At 70.4% G+C, this 17,201-nt stretch carries 12 protein-coding genes; 5 read left to right on the top strand and 7 right to left on the bottom strand.

Annotated features, from left to right (window positions below):
• Positions 1-136: 136 nt before the first annotated feature.
• Positions 137-823, bottom strand: coding sequence for a hypothetical protein (locus ACZ470_RS17780; protein WP_468428176.1), 687 nt, complete (start codon positions 821-823; stop codon positions 137-139).
• Positions 824-984: 161 nt separating this feature from the next.
• On the opposite strand from ACZ470_RS17780, the gene ACZ470_RS17775 reads away from it, so the two are divergent.
• Entirely contained in the window at positions 985-1,773 is a 789-nt protein-coding gene (locus ACZ470_RS17775; RefSeq protein WP_468428174.1) for a leucine-rich repeat domain-containing protein, read from the top strand.
• Positions 1,774-1,818: 45 nt separating this feature from the next.
• Positions 1,819-2,508, top strand: coding sequence for a hypothetical protein (locus tag ACZ470_RS17770; protein ID WP_468428172.1), 690 nt, complete (start codon positions 1,819-1,821; stop codon positions 2,506-2,508).
• A 62-nt stretch (positions 2,509-2,570) separates the two neighbouring features.
• Here ACZ470_RS17770 and ACZ470_RS17765 read toward each other — a convergent pair whose 3' ends face one another.
• Positions 2,571-4,049, bottom strand: a complete 1,479-nt coding sequence (locus tag ACZ470_RS17765; protein WP_468428171.1) for a hypothetical protein — start codon at positions 4,047-4,049, stop codon at positions 2,571-2,573.
• A gap of 106 nt (positions 4,050-4,155) precedes the next feature.
• The gene (locus ACZ470_RS17760) at positions 4,156-4,848 is read right to left on the bottom strand and encodes a GntR family transcriptional regulator (RefSeq protein WP_468428170.1); all 693 of its coding nucleotides are present in this window, start codon (positions 4,846-4,848) and stop codon (positions 4,156-4,158) included.
• A gap of 107 nt (positions 4,849-4,955) precedes the next feature.
• Between ACZ470_RS17760 and ACZ470_RS17755 the strand changes: the two genes are divergently transcribed.
• Positions 4,956-5,489 carry a YbhB/YbcL family Raf kinase inhibitor-like protein gene (locus ACZ470_RS17755; protein WP_468428169.1) on the top strand — a complete coding sequence of 178 codons (534 nt, stop codon included), beginning with the start codon at positions 4,956-4,958 and terminating at the stop codon, positions 5,487-5,489.
• A gap of 88 nt (positions 5,490-5,577) precedes the next feature.
• On the opposite strand, the gene ACZ470_RS17750 is transcribed toward ACZ470_RS17755, so the two are convergent.
• Entirely contained in the window at positions 5,578-8,700 is a 3,123-nt protein-coding gene (locus ACZ470_RS17750; protein ID WP_468428167.1) for a discoidin domain-containing protein, read from the bottom strand.
• A 224-nt stretch (positions 8,701-8,924) separates the two neighbouring features.
• Here ACZ470_RS17750 and ACZ470_RS17745 point away from each other — a divergent pair, with 224 nt between their 5' ends.
• Positions 8,925-10,223 (top strand): HEAT repeat domain-containing protein, encoded by a 1,299-nt coding sequence (locus tag ACZ470_RS17745; RefSeq protein WP_468428165.1) that lies wholly within the window; start codon positions 8,925-8,927, stop codon positions 10,221-10,223.
• Positions 10,224-10,272: 49 nt separating this feature from the next.
• Here ACZ470_RS17745 and ACZ470_RS17740 read toward each other — a convergent pair whose 3' ends face one another.
• From ACZ470_RS17740 to ACZ470_RS17730, 3 genes are all read right to left on the bottom strand, one after another.
• Positions 10,273-10,947: a response regulator gene (locus ACZ470_RS17740; protein WP_468428163.1), complete on the bottom strand. Its 675-nt coding sequence runs from the start codon at positions 10,945-10,947 to the stop codon at positions 10,273-10,275.
• Positions 10,944-12,167, bottom strand: coding sequence for a sensor histidine kinase (locus ACZ470_RS17735; RefSeq protein ID WP_468428161.1), 1,224 nt, complete (start codon positions 12,165-12,167; stop codon positions 10,944-10,946). Before ACZ470_RS17735 ends, ACZ470_RS17740 begins: the two co-directional genes overlap by 4 nt.
• A 103-nt stretch (positions 12,168-12,270) precedes the next feature.
• A complete protein-coding gene (locus ACZ470_RS17730; RefSeq protein ID WP_468428160.1) occupies positions 12,271-13,458 on the bottom strand; it encodes a peptidoglycan-binding domain-containing protein in 1,188 nt (395 codons plus the stop codon).
• A gap of 323 nt (positions 13,459-13,781) precedes the next feature.
• Here ACZ470_RS17730 and ACZ470_RS17725 point away from each other — a divergent pair, with 323 nt between their 5' ends.
• Complete coding sequence (locus ACZ470_RS17725) at positions 13,782-17,066, top strand: GH92 family glycosyl hydrolase (RefSeq protein WP_468428158.1); 3,285 nt, start codon at positions 13,782-13,784, stop codon at positions 17,064-17,066.
• Positions 17,067-17,201: the final 135 nt, after the last annotated feature.

The following is a 17,201-nucleotide window of genomic DNA, read 5'->3' as shown; positions in this document are numbered from 1 at the left end:
GCAGCTTCGGTCCGCGAGGAATTCCAGCCGGTTGCCCACCGGGGCGGATCCGCGTCCCGCTCGGCGCCCGGTGCGGGAAGGTCGGACTGATGGCCTCGCAATAGGAGTGGCTTCGGCATCCTCAACCAGAGGCCGCTCAGGGCTTCTCCCCCCGCGTGTACGGGCCGAGTAGGTCTCGGAATTCCGCGTCACCGGGGGGCTCGAACTCCTTGGTGTCCGGGCCGCGTTCGACGAACGGTGTGCACTCGGCGGCGGTGCGGCCGACCATGCGGTGGGTGCCGAGCAGGCGGCCGGTACGGGCCTCCAGGACACGTACCTCGTACCGGCCCTCGTAATGGGTGATCTTCCGCCTCGCCTCGGCGGGCTGCTCGTACTGGCACACCCTGAGGCGCTTGCCCAGCCCCTTGTACTGGGCGCAGGCGACGAGTTGTACCCGCTCGGGCAGCGGAGTGAACGGGTCGGCGCGGTCGTAGCCGCCGGAGCCGTCGAACTGGTGCAGCAGCCCGTTGACATGGACGACCATGGGGTGGGGTCCCGAGGTCGACACGCGTGCCGCCCGGGGGACCGGACGGCTCCCGTCCTCCTGGCACAGGCCGCCGAACGAGAAGAGGCCGAGGCGCGTCTCCACGGGGCTTTCCGGCACCGGTGCCGTCGGAGTGACCGGCCGCCCGGAGGATCCCGGGGCGATGGAGAAGGCGGGGGTCGCGGCGGCGGATCCGCCGGTATCGCCGTCGCCACCCGAGGGCCGTGCCAGCAGCCCGATCAGGACCGCGACCCCCGCCAAGGCCACCACCCCGGCCCAGTAGCGCGCCCGTCCAGCCACCCCGTCCGCCCCTTTCCGGCATCACCGGCCTACCCCTGATCCGTCCCGGGAGGCGGTGGGACCACCGTAGCCGCTCGGCGCGGACCGTACGCCGGACCTGGCGGACGGCCGGCGGTCGTGACGTCTACTGTGGGCCGATGAGTGAGGAATTGACACCGCGAGTGTTCCCGAACCGCTGGGCCGACGCCGTCGGGCCCGGCGGTCAGGGTTCGTCTCGCGATCTCTGCGGGTGCATCGCAAACGGCACCAAGGCTCAGCGGCCGACCCGCTTCCATCCGGAACGGCAGGACACCACCGCACCGGGATGGATCCGCCTTCTCGAACTGGTGGAGGAGGCGGCGGCCGACCGACGGGAAGTCTTCAAGCCGCTGGTCGAACTCACAGCGGAACAGCGGCGCCAGGTCGTCACGCTCCCGCCGACCATCGCCACACTCACCTCGGTGAAACACCTCGTGCTGTACGGCAGCAACCTGGTGCGTATCCCGCCCGAGATCGGTGCGATGACGAGCATCGAGGAGTTCACCCCGTACACGTCCTACCGGCTGCACTGGTTCCCGTACGAAATCACTCGATGCCCCAACCTGCGGCGCAGCACGGTGAGCACACGCGCCGTCTACGGCAACTACAAGCGACGGCCGCCGTTTCCGGCGCTGCCGGCCGCAGGCACCGGCGTTCAGGCCGTTGATCTCGAGAACCTCGACCCTGGTGTATGGGGTGCCGCGGCGATCCGCACGTGCAGCGTCTGCGACCGGCCCGTCCAGGGCGTGAACCTCCGCCAGGTCTGGATTTCCCTGTGGACGTCGGGCGCCGACGTCCTGCCGCTGCTGGTCAACGCCTGCTCGACGACGTGCGTCGACGCGCTTCCCACGCCGCCCGAGGGCTACGTTCGGACGCCGCACACCGGCGGGCCGGACATCGGCCAGCCGCCGGCCGGCCGACTGCCTCGCTGACGCGAAGCGCCCGCGCGGGGTCGGTGGTGTGGGGAAACTGTACGGGTGAGCGATTCTGGTGACTCCCGTGGGCCGGCGTCGGCCGAAGAGATCCACGCCTATCTCGTCGAGCAACTGAACAGGGCGTTGAGGGCGCCGGGGATGTTCGGGGGTGAGATTGCCCTTCGGATGCTGATCGACCATCTGCTGATGGCGGAACGGGAGCCGGAGGCGTACGAGCGGCTGCGGCGGTCGTGGGAAGAGCGCGGGATGGGGACCGCGACCGGGGTGACCGGGGCCTTCCGGGAACTGATCCCGAAGCCGAGCTACGACTCCGGGCCGGCGTCGGTGTACGCGGAGTTCGCGCAGGCGCGTGGCTGGCTCAGGCCGGACCGTACTCTGGCCCACGAGGAATACCGGGCCATGGTCGACCAGGTGCGTGACTGGGCGGCGAAGGACCGCACTTGGGCCGATGTCACTGACCGGTTCGGACCGCCCTCGGTGCTGTTCGGCGGCACCAACCCGCTGTACAGCAAGTCACTGGGCTATCTCACCGACGACCCCGGGCTGCCCATGGTGGTCTTCCACCTGTGGAACGGCACCGAGCCCGGTCCCGGCGACGGCTGGCCCCCCGCGCACGAGCAGCCGCTACTGCTCGCCGTACGCCACGGCAGCGGCCCGTTCCAGCAATCGTTCACCTTCACCCCACACGGCCAACGCCTGCGCCCGGTCGTCGATCAGCCCTGGCTCACGTGACAAGCCGCGATGAGTCGATCATGGAGCGCTCCTGCCTCAGTCACCTGACACGAACCGTTGGGTCACAGACCAGCCAGGGTCAGGAGCCGGTGCATGTGTTCGGGCGGCAGGCTGGGATTGGCGGCGGCGGCTGCGGCGACCTGTTCCGACGGGTCGGCCAGCAGTCGTGTCAGGTCGCGGACCGAAAGCCGGGGATGCGCCACGATCGCGTGGCGCACCGTGGGGTCGGGGTCGGCTGCCAAGCGGCGGACGAGTTCCATCGGCAGGCCGGGGTCGCGTGGGGCCAGTTGTCGCATCCTCGGGTCGGGATCGCCGGCCAGGCGCCGTAGCGCGTCCGCCGGGAGGGGGAGATCGTCGGCCGGACGCCACCGGGTCTTCTTCTCCGGGCGGTATTCGCGATCGATGCGTTCGGCGGTGGCCGCGTCGATCCGGTCCCGGGCGCCCATTGCGACCGCCGTACGGACGCTGCTCTCCTCGTCGTCGAGCAGCCGGGCCACGACCGGCGCGGGGAGCAGGTCGGACATCGCGGCCGAGGCGCGGAAACAGGCGTAGGGCGAGTCCACGTGCGGTAGGGGGTCGGCGGTCACCCACGGCAGACGCAGTGTCCGCAGTTGCAGATGTGCCATCTCGTTCATGAGCTGCTTGTCGAGCGCGTCGTCGTCCAGGTCGGCGTGGGGATCGGTGAGCCAGTCCCGCGGGGGTGTCTCGGACAGGATCCGTGCGTGGATCGCGGCACGGCTCGGCTCAGGGGTGTCCCGGCGTGCGAAGACGCGGAGCCTGACCTGCGGGCTGGGGTCCTCGGCGAGAAGGTCACGCAGTGGCGGTGGGAGGTCGGGGTGCCCGGCGACCTCCTCCCGCACCACTTCCTCCGGGTCGTCGGCCAGTCGGCGGGCCATGTCGGCGTCAAGGGTGCAGTGGCGCACCGCTCCGGCGCGCGTGACAGGGTCGGCCAGCAGCGCGGGGAGCAGGTCGGCGGGCGGGGCGGGATGGGGAAGTCGCCGGTAGTAGGTCGCGCAGGCCCCCGCGCGCACGGTGTCGTCCGGATCGGTCAACAGCAGCCGGCGTACCGATTCGGGGGCCTGCGTCCACCACTGGGCGAGCGTCGCGCGAACCGTCGGGTCCGGGTCGGCCGCCAGCCGGGCGCGCAGATCCGCCGGCATGTGATCGCTCTGCGCCAGGTACTCACGCACCGTCGGGTCGGCGTCGCCGAGCAGCCGCTCGAACAGTTCACGCGCCGCGCCGCCGTCCGCACCGACCACCACGGCCGCGCGTATCGTCGGATCCGGATGCCCTGCGAGTGTCATCCGGAAGGTGTGCGGCAGGCGGCCGTTGAGAGCGAGCGAGTGTGTGAGCCAGTGCTCGTCCATGGCGATGATCTCGGCGATCATGTCGTCGTTCAGATCCGGGCGCCCGGCGACGCTGCCACGGCCCTTGCGGTGGGCGAAGAGACGGCGGACGAACTCGGGCGGCAGCGCGGGGTTCTCCGCCAGTCCCTCCACCACCTTGTCGAGATGAACCGGCCGCGGTGCGACGTCCGACATGGGCAAGCGCTCCTTCCGGCTCGACGAGCCGACCGCCGAGTCTCCGATACGGTGGCCGCGTTCCCCTGTGGAACGGCCCACTCGGGTCCCTCGCACAGCACCCCCTTCACAGGTTCGAGGGTGCTTGCCCGGTCAGTATGTCCACGGTCTGGGTGAGGTGCTGGACCAGGACCTCGGCCGCCGTGTCGGCGTCGCGGGCCAGCGCCGCCTCCTCCAGCCGACGGTGCTCGCCGGCACCGTCCCGGCCGGGGTCGCGGTGCGCCGACCAGCGGCGGGCCAGCTCGCTCGCGGTCCACATGCGGTCGAAGGTCTCCAGCAGGACGGGGTTGCCGCAGCCCTCCAGCAGGGTGCGGTGGAACACCCGGTGGGCCTCGGACCACGCGGCGCTGTAGTACTCGCCCTCCTCCGGCAGGTACGCCGGGGTGCGGGCCAGGCGGTGATGGGCGGCGCGTACGCGGGCCTCCCAGTCGACGTCGCCGCGCTCGACGGACAAGCGCAGCATGACGGGTTCGATGGTCCGGCGGGCCTCCGCGATCTGCTGCCAGCGGCGGTCGGAGATGGCCGGGACGGCGAAGCCGCGGTTGGGCAGCCGGTCGGCGAGCCCGTCGCCGACGACCCGCACGAGTGCCTCGCGCACAACGGCCAGACTCACGCCCTGCTCCTTGGCGAGGTCCTGCGGTTTGAGGGGGTCACCGGGGGCGTAGTCGCCCCGCAGGATCGCGTCCCGCAGATGTGCGTAGACCTGCTCGGAGAGCATCTGCTTCCCGGCGGGGGCAGGGGTGTGAGCCGTATCAGTCATGCCCTCAGCATAGACGATCTCATGGATAATCGATTATTAGTGTTATCGTCGATTCAACGGTGGGCGCGCCACCGCCCCCAACGCACAGTCCTGAAAGGAACCTCGCGATGAACGCCAACGACCCCTTCGCCCGCCTCCCCGAGGCGGCGTCCTTCACCGTCACCAGCACCACCGTCACCGACGGAGCCACCTGGCCGCCCGAGCAGCACGCCTCCGGCATGCCCGGTGGGAAGGACGTCTCCCCGCAGCTGTCCTGGAGCGGTGCCCCTGAAGGCACCAGGAGCTACGCCGTCACGGTCTACGACCCCGACGCCCCCACCGGGTCCGGCTTCTGGCACTGGGCGGTCGCCGACATCCCCGCCACCGTCACCGAGCTGCCCGAGGGCGCCGGCGACGACACCGGTGCGGGCCTGCCCGAGGGCGCCTTCCAACTGCCCAACGACACCCGCTCGGCCCGCTACATCGGCGCCGCCCCACCGGCCGGCCACGGCCCGCACCGCTACTTCGTCGTGGTGCACGCCCTCGACGTCGCCTCCATCGGCGTCCCGGCCGACGCCACCCCGGCCGTCCTCGGCTTCACCATGGCCGGCCACACCCTCGGCCGCGCGGTGCTGACCGCCACCGCCGAGACCCCGGCCTGACGACCGGAATGACCCGGCGCGTCAACACCGGTCATGAAGCGTCACGTTGACGCTCCATGACGGTGGCGGGCGCCATTCCTGCCTGAGGTCACAGCAGCGAGAGATGGATCAGGCGGGCGTTGTTTCCCTCGCCTGCGTCGGTCGTCAGGGCCACGTAGCGGGTGGTGGTGTCCGTCGTAAGGCGGCGGGTGCGGCCGTGGCCGGTGAGCTTGCCGGCCGGTGTGTAGGTGAGGCCGTCGCTGCTGAACTCCACTCGGAGTACGGGTACATGGCCGCTCGTCCAGTCCGTGCGGATGTCGCGGACTCGGAGTTGGCTACCGAGGTCGACGACCATGCGGCCTTGCGGTCCGGGCGTCCACGCCGTCGACGGGTCGCCGTCGACGGCGGCTGAGGGGTCCGACATGCCGGGCGGGAGAGGGCTGGTCGGGAAAACGGTGCGGCCCAACGCCAGATCGCGCAGGGGGTGGGCGGTCGCCCTCTTCACGGTGACCGTCGTGGTACGGCCGGTACGGACCACCGCCACCTCGCTGTGTCCCTGGGCGGTCACCTCCAAGCGGCAGGCCGGTCCGGTGAGTCGAACCGTGGCGCCGTCGACCACCTCCGCTCGCAGCCCCGCAGGCAGACGCCCGCCGTCGAGCGGGCGCAAGGCCAGTCGGGGCGGCAGCAGCCGGGCTTCGGCTGCGTCGAGTGCGGCGTCGTAGGCGCTGCCGTCCGCGGTCAGTGTCTGACGACCCTCGAACAGCACCCTCCCGGCGCCAGACTGCGGAATGTCGACGCGTGTGGTCACCGGCGCGTCCGACAGGTTGAACAGGCTGAGATGGTCGTCGGTGAGCGCCGCGCGGACGACATCGGCATCCGCGCGGGGGACGGCCGCCGCGGCTCGTTCGCGCAGGGTATGGGTCGAGGCACGGGGAAGTCCCTCGACCAGGAGAGGTGCGGCCGGACCGTCTGCCAGGACGATCTCGTCCCGGGACACGGTCAGCGGCAGATCGGAGCCCCTCACGAGCAGACCGGCGCGGCCGTCCACGTCGAGCCAGCCACCCCGGCTGCTGACGTCGGGCACGGGCCAGGAGGCGAGGTCCCGCCACTGCCGTCCATCCGCCGACCCCTGCACGGTGTAGGCGCGCCCGGCGGCCGCCTCCCAGCGCAGAGTGACCCGGTCCACCGGGTGCGTGGACCCGAGGTCGACGGCGAGCCAGCTGTCCGCCCGGGGGCGGTCCGCCCGTGAGACCGCCCACCGCGTGGTCGCGTTGCCGTCCACCGCCAGGGCCGGCTCCTTGCCGGGGTCGTAGGAGGAGGCGGTGGCCGTCCCGCCCCGGGCGAGTTCCGCGCCGCCCGCTCCGTCGCGGGCTTCGAAGGCGTAGAGCGAGTAGCCGTACGCCGGATCGGGTCGGACGCCGAGCATGCGCAGATGCCGTACCTCGGTGCGTGGGAAGGCGACTTCGTCGACGCGTGGAGTCGTGGCGGCCGGTCGGGAGTCCGCGGAAGCGACGGTGGCGCTGCCCTCGGCGAAGCGATAGGTCCGCGACCCTGTCAGGCCCGCCAGGCCCGGCATGGTGAGGTTGTGGATCTCCAGGTGTCCTTCGCCCGCTGCGACGCCCGACGTCGCGTAGACGACGGCGCCGGTGGGCAGCGTGGTGAATCCGGCGTACCCCGGCCCGAGTCGGAGCATCGTGGCGCTGCCGTCGAACCCGTCCCTGATCCTGGCGTACGTCCGCACCTGGCGGCCCGTCACCTTCAGTGAAGTCGTCGGCAGGAACATCGCCGTGGGCCCGCTGAGCTTGAACAGCCAGTCGTCGTGCGAGGGCTGCCACGCGAACTTCACGAAACCCGGCTTGGTGACGGCGCCCGCCCAGGCGGCGGTGGTCTGGTGCGACACCAGGCCGGGCCCCGGGCCGAAGTCGGTGACTCCCGAGGCACGCCGGAACAGTTCGTCCTGGGAGAGGGGGCGGACCGTGCGGCCCTGGTCGTTCGCCCACAGGTGCAGGAGGTAGCTGATGGCGAGCTCCGCGCGGGCCTCCGGCTCGTACTTCGGCTCACCGGAGAACTTCGCCAGCCTGAACTCGGGCGGGTAGCTCTGGTACGCCTCCAGTCGCTCCGCCAGTGCCACTTCCGCCCGGGCGGCGGCCCGGTCCCCGGCCACCTGGGCGAGGAACGCGAGTGGGATGACATCGCGGCCATAGAGGTGCTCACGATCGTTGACCATGGGCATCAACGGCTCGCCGGCGTCGCTCATCACTCCGAGGAGAGTGCGCCAGAGCTCATCGGCGTTCGGCTGGCTGGTGAGCACCTGAGGCAGCGCGCGGCCCGCTGTGATGAAGTGGGCGGCGTTACGGCCCGACGTGCGCCACAGTTCCTCCTGGTAGTGAGGTCCGAAGGAGCCGTGGTTCTCGACGATGAAGGTGTCGTACAGATTGCGGGCGGTGTTGGCGGAGACGCGAACCCCGTCGACGCGGGCCGGGTTCGCCAGGTCCGCCTGGGGCAGGCCGGCCTCGTTGCGCGACCAGGCGCCGAAGGCCTCGGCCCAGTCCCCGTGCCGCGGATCGTCCGCGGCCCAGGCCAGCCCGGGGGCCAGGGACTGCGCGTAGACGCCCATCTCCTCCAGCTTGGTGTCCCCCTCGTGGCCTCCGAGCAGGCCGCGAGGGGTCCAGCTGCCGGAGTTCGGGTCGTCGCCCGTGCCGAGGTTCGTGGTGTAGGCGGCCTGTTCGCGGGCGATGGTGTCGACGCGGGACCTGGTGGCCTCGTCGAGATCGTCCCACAGCAGCCGCGCGGCGAGTACGAAGTACAGCTGGAAGGTGGTGTCGAAGAACAGCGTCCGGCCCCATTGGGTGCCGCCGGCCAGCCTGTTGGACGCGGCGAAGTGCCGGATCGTGGCGATGGTCCGGGCTTTCAGGGTCCGCTCGTCGATTCCGGCACGTTCACCGTCGTAGGTGCCGTGAGTGAGCAGGATGGCGTGGCCGAGGACCACGGCGAAGCCGAAGTCCTTGTTCGTGTAGTAGCCGCGCGCCGCGTCCCACTGGGTTTCGGACCAGTGGGTGTGGTTCAGCAGGACACGGTAGTAGATCTCCGCCACCGGGTCCGGTGCCGCCTGGCTCCGCCCCTGGGCACGAGCAGTGCCGCTGCCGACGGCGACGGGAAGCGAGGCCAGTGCCGTGGTGGCGCCGAGGAGTTGGACGAAGCGGCGGCGGTTGATCGGGGATCTCGGCAGCACTCTCGGCACCTCTCACTTAGACAACGTTGTCAGGTCGATGGCGAGAATTCTTCGGTCCCATGTGCCGGTACGTCAATAGGTGCGGAGGGGCGGGCGGGTGCCCCCGACTCCGTCCGGCCGCCTTGTCAGTGCCCCCGATTAGGGTGCACGCCATGGACAAGGGACTGGTGACCGGATCGCTCTCAGGTTCCTGGGAGCACACTCGACCTGCGCGTGATGCTCTGGTGGAACAAGGATCGGCTGTCGTCGGGGCCGTGCTGGCCGTGCTCTGCGACGAGCGATCGCCCGTTGAGTGGACGGTCTCGGCGGATGTGCTGTGCCGGATCGGTGAGCCCTCCCTCCTGCCCCTCGTCCACGCGGCTGCGACGGCGGACTCCCCCGAGGTCGCGAGAAGGGTGGGGTGGGCGCTGGCCCGACTGGAGGTGGACGACCCGCGGATCTACGAACCACTGCTGAAGCACGAGTGCCCGGCGGTTCGGAGCAACGCGCTCTTCGCCTTCCAGTCCCGGAGCGAGGAGGCAGCCCAGTTCCTCGACGGGTTGGTTCCCTTGCTGGGGGATCCGGAACCCGAGGTCCGGCAGCGAGCGGTCTGGACGTTCGAGGCGATCGGCACTTCGGCCGTGCCCGGCCTGCGACGCGTGCGCCGCCTGCCGGCACCCGGGCCCGGGGTGCGAGCAGGCGCGTTGGAGGCTCTCGCCGCCATCGCCGGGCCCGAGGGCCTCGACTCCAGGGACCAGGACGCCTGGCGCCGCCTGACGAAGATCAAGCTGTCGGCCGAGGTTCCTGACGGCATGCACCTGTGCGGGTCGTGGTACGCGGTGCCGACCACCGATCAGGAGGCGGTGCTGGAGGCGTTCGATCTCGGCAACCCTCAGCCGGTCACGCTGCGAACGGGCGCGGCGGCCTGGAACCAGGACCACCACGGTGGGCACCGGTCCCATCCGCACGCCACCTGCTCCCGCGTCTTCGTCAGCCCTGCTCTGAATGGCTGGACGCTCGTGTTCGGCGACTCCTCCCAGGACACGCACCGCATCGAGGACGCGGACGACGAGGACGAGGCCCTTCCCCGCGTCGTGAGACAACGCTGCACGGACCTCAGTCGCCGCTTCGGATCCGCCCAGTGGTACGGGATGAGCTGTGGTGACGGCTGGACCGCCTGGTGCATCGCCGAGGACGGCGAAGTCGTACGCCACTACGACGCGTACGACGCCGAGGAGAACGGCGACGACGGCCCCGCACACCCGGCCGAGACCGGCTACCTGCTGCCGCACCAGGACGGCTTCCCCGACGACGCCTTCGATGACGTGGACTCCGGCGACTCCGAGGCGTTCACCGCCCGGTATCTCCAGGTCAAGCAAGAGCTGGGGATTCCCGACACCTGTTACGCCAACGACATCGCGGCGCGGCTGTCGGTCGACCCCGGAGCACTGGGAGCACACGTGAGGACATCGGGCCGGGGCGTCCTCGCCCTCACCGCATGCGGCCGAGAGCACGGCCACCCCGCCGGGGCGCTGCCTGTGTGACGGCTCGTGACCCCGGCGTTCCGGGGCGCGGATCCGTGGAGGGGTTGTGCTATTCGCCCGGGGTGACCAGGCCGGATTCGTAGGCGAACACGACCGCCTGGGCGCGGTCGCGCAGGTCGAGTTTGGTCAGGACGCGGCTGACGTGTGTCTTCACCGTCTGTTCGGCCAGGACCAGCGTTTCCGCGATCTCGGTGTTGGACTGGCCGCGGGCCACCAGGGTGAGGACCTCGGTCTCGCGTTCCGTCAGCGCCTTCAGCCGCAGTGCGGGCTTGCCCCGGGCGGCGGGGCGCTGCCGGGCGAAGTCCGCGATCAGGCGGCGCGTGACGGAGGGCGCGAGCAGTGCGTCACCCGCGGCCACCACGCGGACCGCGGCGATCAGGTCGGCCGGCGGGGCGTCCTTCAGCAGAAAGCCGCTCGCGCCCGCCCGCAGCGCCTCGTAGACGTAGTCGTCGACGTCGAACGTGGTCAGCATCAGCACACGCGGCCGGTGGGTCACGCCCGGCGGCGGCGCCAGGAGGCGGCGGGCGGCTTCGAGGCCGTCCATCTCGGGCATGCGGACGTCCATCAGCACGACGTCGGGACGGGTACGCCGGCTCAGCTCAACCCCCTGCACACCGTCGGGAGCCTCACCCACCACGTCGATGTCGCTCTGCGCGGCCAGCAGCGCGGCGAAACCGGCCCGCACCATGGCCTGGTCGTCGACGATGATGACGCGCGTCGTCACGTGACATCCCTTTCAGAGAGGGGAAGTTGGGCGGCGACCCGGAAACCGCCGTCCGGCAGCGGCCCCACATCAAGGGTGCCGCCGATGATCCGAACCCGCTCACGCATCCCGACCAGACCATGCCCCGTCCCGCCCGCCTCCAACGGCCCGGAAGGCGGCACGGGCGGCGGACCGTTGACGACCAGGACAGTGAGCCTCGCGCCGTCCTCCGAGACGGATACCTGCGTCGGGGCACCAGGCGCGTGCCGAACGACGTTCGCCAGGGCCTCCTGAATGATGCGGTATGCGGACAGCCCCACCGCCTCGGGCACCTCTGCGTCCTCGCAAGGGGTGAACTCCACCGGCACCCCCGCCCGCACTGTCGCCTCCACCAGCTGACCGATCCGGGTCAGGTCCGGCTGGGGCGCGAGCTCGCCGTGCGTCTCCTCGTTCCGCAGCACACCAAGCAGCCGGCGCATCTCACTCAGCGACTCACGTGCCGTCGCCGCGATCGACGCCAGCTCCTCCTGCGCATCCGGAGGCAGCCGCTCAAGACGGTACGCCGCAGTGTCCGCCTGCACGGTGATGACGGACATGTGGTGCGCCACCACATCATGCAGCTCACGCGCGATCCGGGCCCGCTCCTCCAGCAGCGTCCGCCGCTCACGCTCCGCCTCACTGATCGTCTCCTGCTCGGCCAGCCTCCGCTGCACCTCATACCGCTCACGCAACGCACCACCGAGCAGAAGCGTGACACCACCCAGAATGGTCAGCAGAACACTCATCGCGTCCGCGCCATGCGGCGCAACAAACCCCAGCCCGACGTTCACGCCCGCCGTCGCCAGCCACACCAGCAGCAGTGTCCGGCGCGACTCACGCAGCCCGAGGGCGAGGCACAGGCCGACGTACCCGACGATCTCCATGGGCGGGAACGGCCACAGCAACCGCTCCTCAAAGTCCACACTGAGCAGAACCAGCGCCCCCGCCACATCCGCCGCGAAGATCACATACCAGGCACGCAACGGCCGGACGACAGCCAGCAACAGCGGCGCCGCCTGCGCCACAGCCAGCGCACTCGCCACTGCACCGTTCACACCGTAATCGGCGGTGAGCACCACGATCGTCGTAGGCAGCAGAGCGACGCACAGCACGAACGCCACCACCCACGGCAACGCCCGCACCCACCGACGCGACGCCCCCGCGAGCAGCGCACGAGGCGGTTCCTCCTCCACGGAGATCATGGGCACCACTCTATGTGAGTGGGGGCGGCGTCATGAGACGCCGAGTCCGAGGCGGACACTCGGTGTCCGTCGTTCGCCCCAGGCCCGCCCGCCGCGCCGGCCGTCACCGGAAATCGGCTGGGAGCGGGAACAGCCCGTCCGCTTCGGGGAATTCGAGTGGCAGTGTGGCCGCTTGCTCATCGCAGAAGTCCGCCGCGTCTCCGAAGAGCTGCCGTGTCCGGGCGTTCTCGTCCGCGTCGTCGGTGAACGAATGCTCCTGGCACCGCCGCAGCCAGAGACCGAGTTGGCGGAACGTCGCCGCCTGTCCCTGGGCGTTGATGGCGGAGATGTATCCGTTCGAGTCGAAGAGGGTGAAGACGTCCTGGAAGTAGAAGCGCGCCGCCTCGGCGAGCTTGTCCGGCGGCAGGAACCTCGGGGCCGTGGGATTGCCCTCCATCTCCTTCAGGACGACCCAGTGCACGTGGCGCGCGCAGATCTCCATGACGAAGGAGCGCAGGACTTCCACGGTCGGCCGGCCGGTCGCCGAGCGGGTCTGCGCGAGGTCGGTGTCGTGGTAGGTGCCTCCGTCGGTGTCCGGCGTGTCGACCAGCGCCTGCTCGGCGGCGAGGTTACGGGCGTGGGTCAGCTCGTGCACGAGGACGCCCTGGAGCGTCACCGGCGCGCGGCCTCCCGTGCTCACGCGCTGTATGGTCTCCCGTCCGAGGATCACGTCGTCCTTGATGAGAATGAAGGAGCGGACCGAGCCGTCCTGGGCGTCGAAGCTCACCGTTCGTCCCAGTGCCCCGTCCGACTGCACGGCGTTGGCGAAGAACGCTGCCGCGTCAGCGCCGCCGGCCTGCGTCGGCGCCGCGGTCGCCAGGAAGCGGTCGCGCAGGTCGCCGCTGCGGCCGCGGGCGACGACACCGAGCAGTCCACCGGAGTTGAGACCGTTGAGCGTGGAGATCCCCAGCCTGTGTCGCCATGAGTTCAGCGGTGCGTCGATGAGCACGGCGAGTTCCAGGCCGGCGAACGGCTCGACACGGTGGTCGGCGACGGCCGGGCTGAACTCCCTGAACGCCGGGTCGAGGCTGGGCGGGTCGAAGAAGAGATCGTCGTCCAACGCGCCCATCGTTCCTTTGCCCACGACGGGATCGGTGGGTGACAGGCCCTTGTCGGCCTTGTAGTCGGACACCGCCGAGCCCGTGTCCGGCCCGAAGATCCCGTCGGCCCCGGCCGGGCCGACGGAACGGCCGAGGGCGATCAGTGCCGCCTGGACGCGTTTGACCGCCAGCCCCTGCTCCGGGTCATGCATCCGATGTGCACCGGCCAGGCATGCCTCCAGGACCGGATCCCCGGAGAAGCGTGGACATCGCAGCGACATCTTCGTCGTCCATTCACTGTGGTGATCGTGAGCGGATCGGACGCGGCGTCACCTCGTGGTTCGGAGCCCGATGGGGCGACGTGCAGTTACTGACCAATTTCAGGCTCTCTCCGCACTGGGGCACTGTCAAATCACCGGGCGACGCTTCCGACGGGAGGCTTTCAGAGGTATTGACAACGATGTCAGACGCGTGATCTAGTCCGCTTCCATCCAGCCAGGTGTCCATGACGGGTGAGGAACAGGAGACCCCCTCCATGCACAGACCCCTCCACCGATTGCGTAACCGCGCATCGACAGTCCTCGCCGCGCTGATCGTCGCCGGCGGTGCCCTGGGCCCGGCACCGGCCATCGCCCAGACCGCTGCGGACTCTCCTCAACTCACCTCCCTGGTCAACCCGTTCATCGGTACACAGAACTTCGGCAACACCTTTCCCGGCGCGAGTGCCCCCTTCGGCATGGTCCAGGTCAGCCCGGACACCGGCGGCCAGGGAGGCTACGACTACCAGCAGGACAAGATCCACGGATTCAGCCAGACCCACCTCTCCGGGGTCGGCTGCTCCGTCATGGGCGAGCTGCCGCTCATGCCGACGACCGGAGCGGTCGACAGCGTCGACCCCGATGTCTACCGCTCGGCCTACTCGCACGACGACGAGGACGCCGAACCCGGCTACTACCGCGTCGGGTTGAAGAAATACGACATCGACGCCGAACTGACCGCCACCCCCCGCACGGGATGGCAGCGCTACACCTTCCCCTCGACCGACCGCGCCAACGTCCTGTTCAACACGGGTAAGGCCAACCAGAGGGTGTACAGCTCGGAGGTGCACGTCGTCGGCGACCGGACGGTCGAGGGGCGTGTCGAGGCGGGCAACTTCTGCGCGGGCAAGGACCGTCACACCGTGTACTTCACGGCGACCTTCGACAGGCCGTTCACCTCGCACGGCACCTGGCGCGGTACCACCCGCGCCCCCGGTGGGCGGGACGCGGCCGGTGAGGGCGGGAACGGTGCCTGGGTGACCTTCGACGCCGGCGCCGACCGTGACGTCGTCGTCAAGGTGGGCCTGTCCTACACGGGCATCGAGGGCGCACGGAAGAACCTGAAGGCGGAGACGGACGACTCCTACGACTTCGACGCCACCCGCGCGGCCTTGCACGAGACCTGGGAACGGCAGCTCGCCGCCGTCAAGATCGACGGTGGACCGGCCGAGCGGCGACGCGCGTTCTACACGGCCCTCTACCACGCGCAACTGCACCCGAACCTCGCCGGAGACGTCGACGGCCGGTACGCGGGCTTCGACGGCAAGACCCATGACGCGTCCGGGTTCACGCCGTACCAGAACCTGTCGCTGTGGGACACCCACCGGCCGCAGAACCAACTGCTCCAGATGCTTCAGCCGAAGGTGGCCCGCGATGTCGCGCTGTCGGTCGTCGCGATCGGACGGGACGGCGGCTGGCTGCCGCGCTGGTCGCTCGCCAACAGCGAGACCAACATCATGACCGGCGACCCCGTGACGCCCTTCCTCGTCGAGGCGTGGTCCAAGGGCCTGCTCGCGGGCCACGAGCAGGAGGCGTACGCGCTTCTCAGGAAGAACGCCCTCAGCACGCCGCCGGACGATTCCCCCTACAACGGGCGTGCGGGCGTTGACGCCTACCAGGAGCGCGGCTACATCCCCAGCGGTCTGGAACCGGGCAAGGACTGCCCGGACAAGGGCGGCGACAACGACTGCCGTCATCCCGCTTCGGCGACCCTGGAGTACGCGGCGGCGGACGCGTCACTGGCCCTGATGGCCAAGGGGCTGGGCCACACCGCGGACGCCCGAATGTTCGCGGCACGCGGGCAGTGGTACCGGAACCTGTGGGACTCCTCCATCAAGCAGTTCCGGCCGCGTACGACCGACGGCACCTGGCTGACTCCCTACGACCCCGTCGAGGCGGGTCACCAGTTCCACGAGGGCGGCGCCTACCAGTACCAGTGGCTGGTGCCCCAGGACCCGGCCGGGCTCGTCTCCCTGATGGGCGGCAAACGGGAGACCGAGAAGCGGCTCGACGCCTTCTTCGCGTACGACGAACTCCTCGAGGACCCTGCCGGAACCGCTCGCGAGGACTGGATCTCGGCACCGTACGACTACTACGGGAAGCCGACCTACAACCCGAACAACGAGCCCGATCTGCACTCCCCGTACATGTACTTGTGGGCCGGCGCGCCCGCCAAGACCGCCACCGTGGTCCGCGCCGCGATGACGCTGTTCACGGACGGCCCCGACGGCATGACCGGCAATGACGACCTGGGCACGATGTCGGCCTGGTACGTCTTCTCCTCCCTCGGCCTGTACCCGACGACGAACGGGGGCGACTTCCTCGCCGTCTCCAGCCCGCAGTTCCCGTCGGCGGTCATCCGCATCGGCGCCTACGGCAACGAGCAGGGCGGCACCCTGACCGTCAGGGCGCCGGGTACGAGCGACGCCCAACGCTATGTGAAGCGGGCGACGTTCGGCGGGAAGGACCTGCGCGCCACCTGGCTGGACTGGGACGCGGTGGCCAAGGGCGGCAGTCTCGCCTTCGAGATGACGAGCCGGCCGTCGTCCTGGGGTACGGGCAAGGGCGCGGAGCCGCCGTCCGTGAACCGCGCGGCAGCCGATTCCCGCCGCCACCTCGACGCGTCTCTCCGGACCCGCTCCGACGTCCTGCCGACGGCCGACAGCGCACAGAGCGTCCGTCTGAAGCTGGACGTGCTGGGCCAGTCCCCCGGCACCCTGCGGGTGGACGTCGGCGCCGAGGCTCCCGGCGGCTGGACCGTGAAGACCTCCGAGCCCTTCTCGCTCACCTCCCATCGGCTTCCGGTGCAGCGGACCGCGGCGGTGGACGTGACCGTGCCGGCCGGAACCGCCCCGGGTTCGTACACCGTGCGGATCACGGCCGCGGCGAAGGGTGTGAAGAGCGTGGAACGGACCGCGAGCATCGAGGTGCGCGCCGCGGCCCGCTGTGCGGCGGACGTCGAGGAGCAGTGCGCCGTGGACCTCGGCAAGGAGGTGAATCACGACGGTACCGCGACCGTCGCGGCTTCCGGCGAGGGCGACTTCGACGGAGGGGGCTGGAGCTACGACGCCGATCTGCTGCCCGAGGCGGGTCCGGTCGTCTGGGCCGGCGTGACCTACGACGCCCCCGATCCGTCCGGGACGGCCGCGAACTTCGTCGAGGCCCGCGGTCAGGCCATGCTGCTGCCGGCCGGGTCGTACGGTGATCTGCGCCTGGTCGCCGCGTCCCACCACGGCCCGGTGACGACCATGCTCACCGTCCGCTACACCGACGGAACGACCGCCGAAGTGCCGGTCACCGTGGGCGACTGGGCGGGAGCGGCACCGGAGGGCAGCTCCGTGGCGCTGGAGATGCCGCACCGGATCAAGCGGGGCCAGGGCGTGGACGGCCCGCCGGTGCGTCTGTTCGGTTCCTCCGCGGACCTCGACGCGTCGAAGACGGTGCGTTCCATCGGCCTTCAGAACGATCCTCGGGTGCAGATCTACGCGATCACCGTCAGGTAGCACTCCGTACGTTCGTCGGCCCTCGGCGGGAGCGTGACCCGTGGACGGTCACGATGTCCCCTCCGTACCCAATCCAGACGTGCAACACCCGCCACACCGGCACCCGCTGGGAGTCGGTGGAGCCCCCTTGACCTC

It is taken from the genome of Streptomyces sp. NPDC031111 (assembly GCF_055570675.1).
Note: the sequence above shows the minus strand (reverse complement) of the source record. Positions and strands in the feature narration are given on the sequence as shown.

Coding starts and splice junctions, on each gene's coding strand:
- ACZ470_RS17755 (WP_468428169.1), top strand. CDS start 4,956: ATGAACGCCAACGACCCCTTCGCCCGCCTCCCCGAGGCGGCGTCCTTC.
- ACZ470_RS17735 (WP_468428161.1), bottom strand. CDS start 12,167: ATGATCTCCGTGGAGGAGGAACCGCCTCGTGCGCTGCTCGCGGGGGCG.
- ACZ470_RS17765 (WP_468428171.1), bottom strand. CDS start 4,049: ATGTCGGACGTCGCACCGCGGCCGGTTCATCTCGACAAGGTGGTGGAG.
- ACZ470_RS17730 (WP_468428160.1), bottom strand. CDS start 13,458: ATGCATGACCCGGAGCAGGGGCTGGCGGTCAAACGCGTCCAGGCGGCA.
- ACZ470_RS17760 (WP_468428170.1), bottom strand. CDS start 4,848: ATGACTGATACGGCTCACACCCCTGCCCCCGCCGGGAAGCAGATGCTC.
- ACZ470_RS17725 (WP_468428158.1), top strand. CDS start 13,782: ATGCACAGACCCCTCCACCGATTGCGTAACCGCGCATCGACAGTCCTC.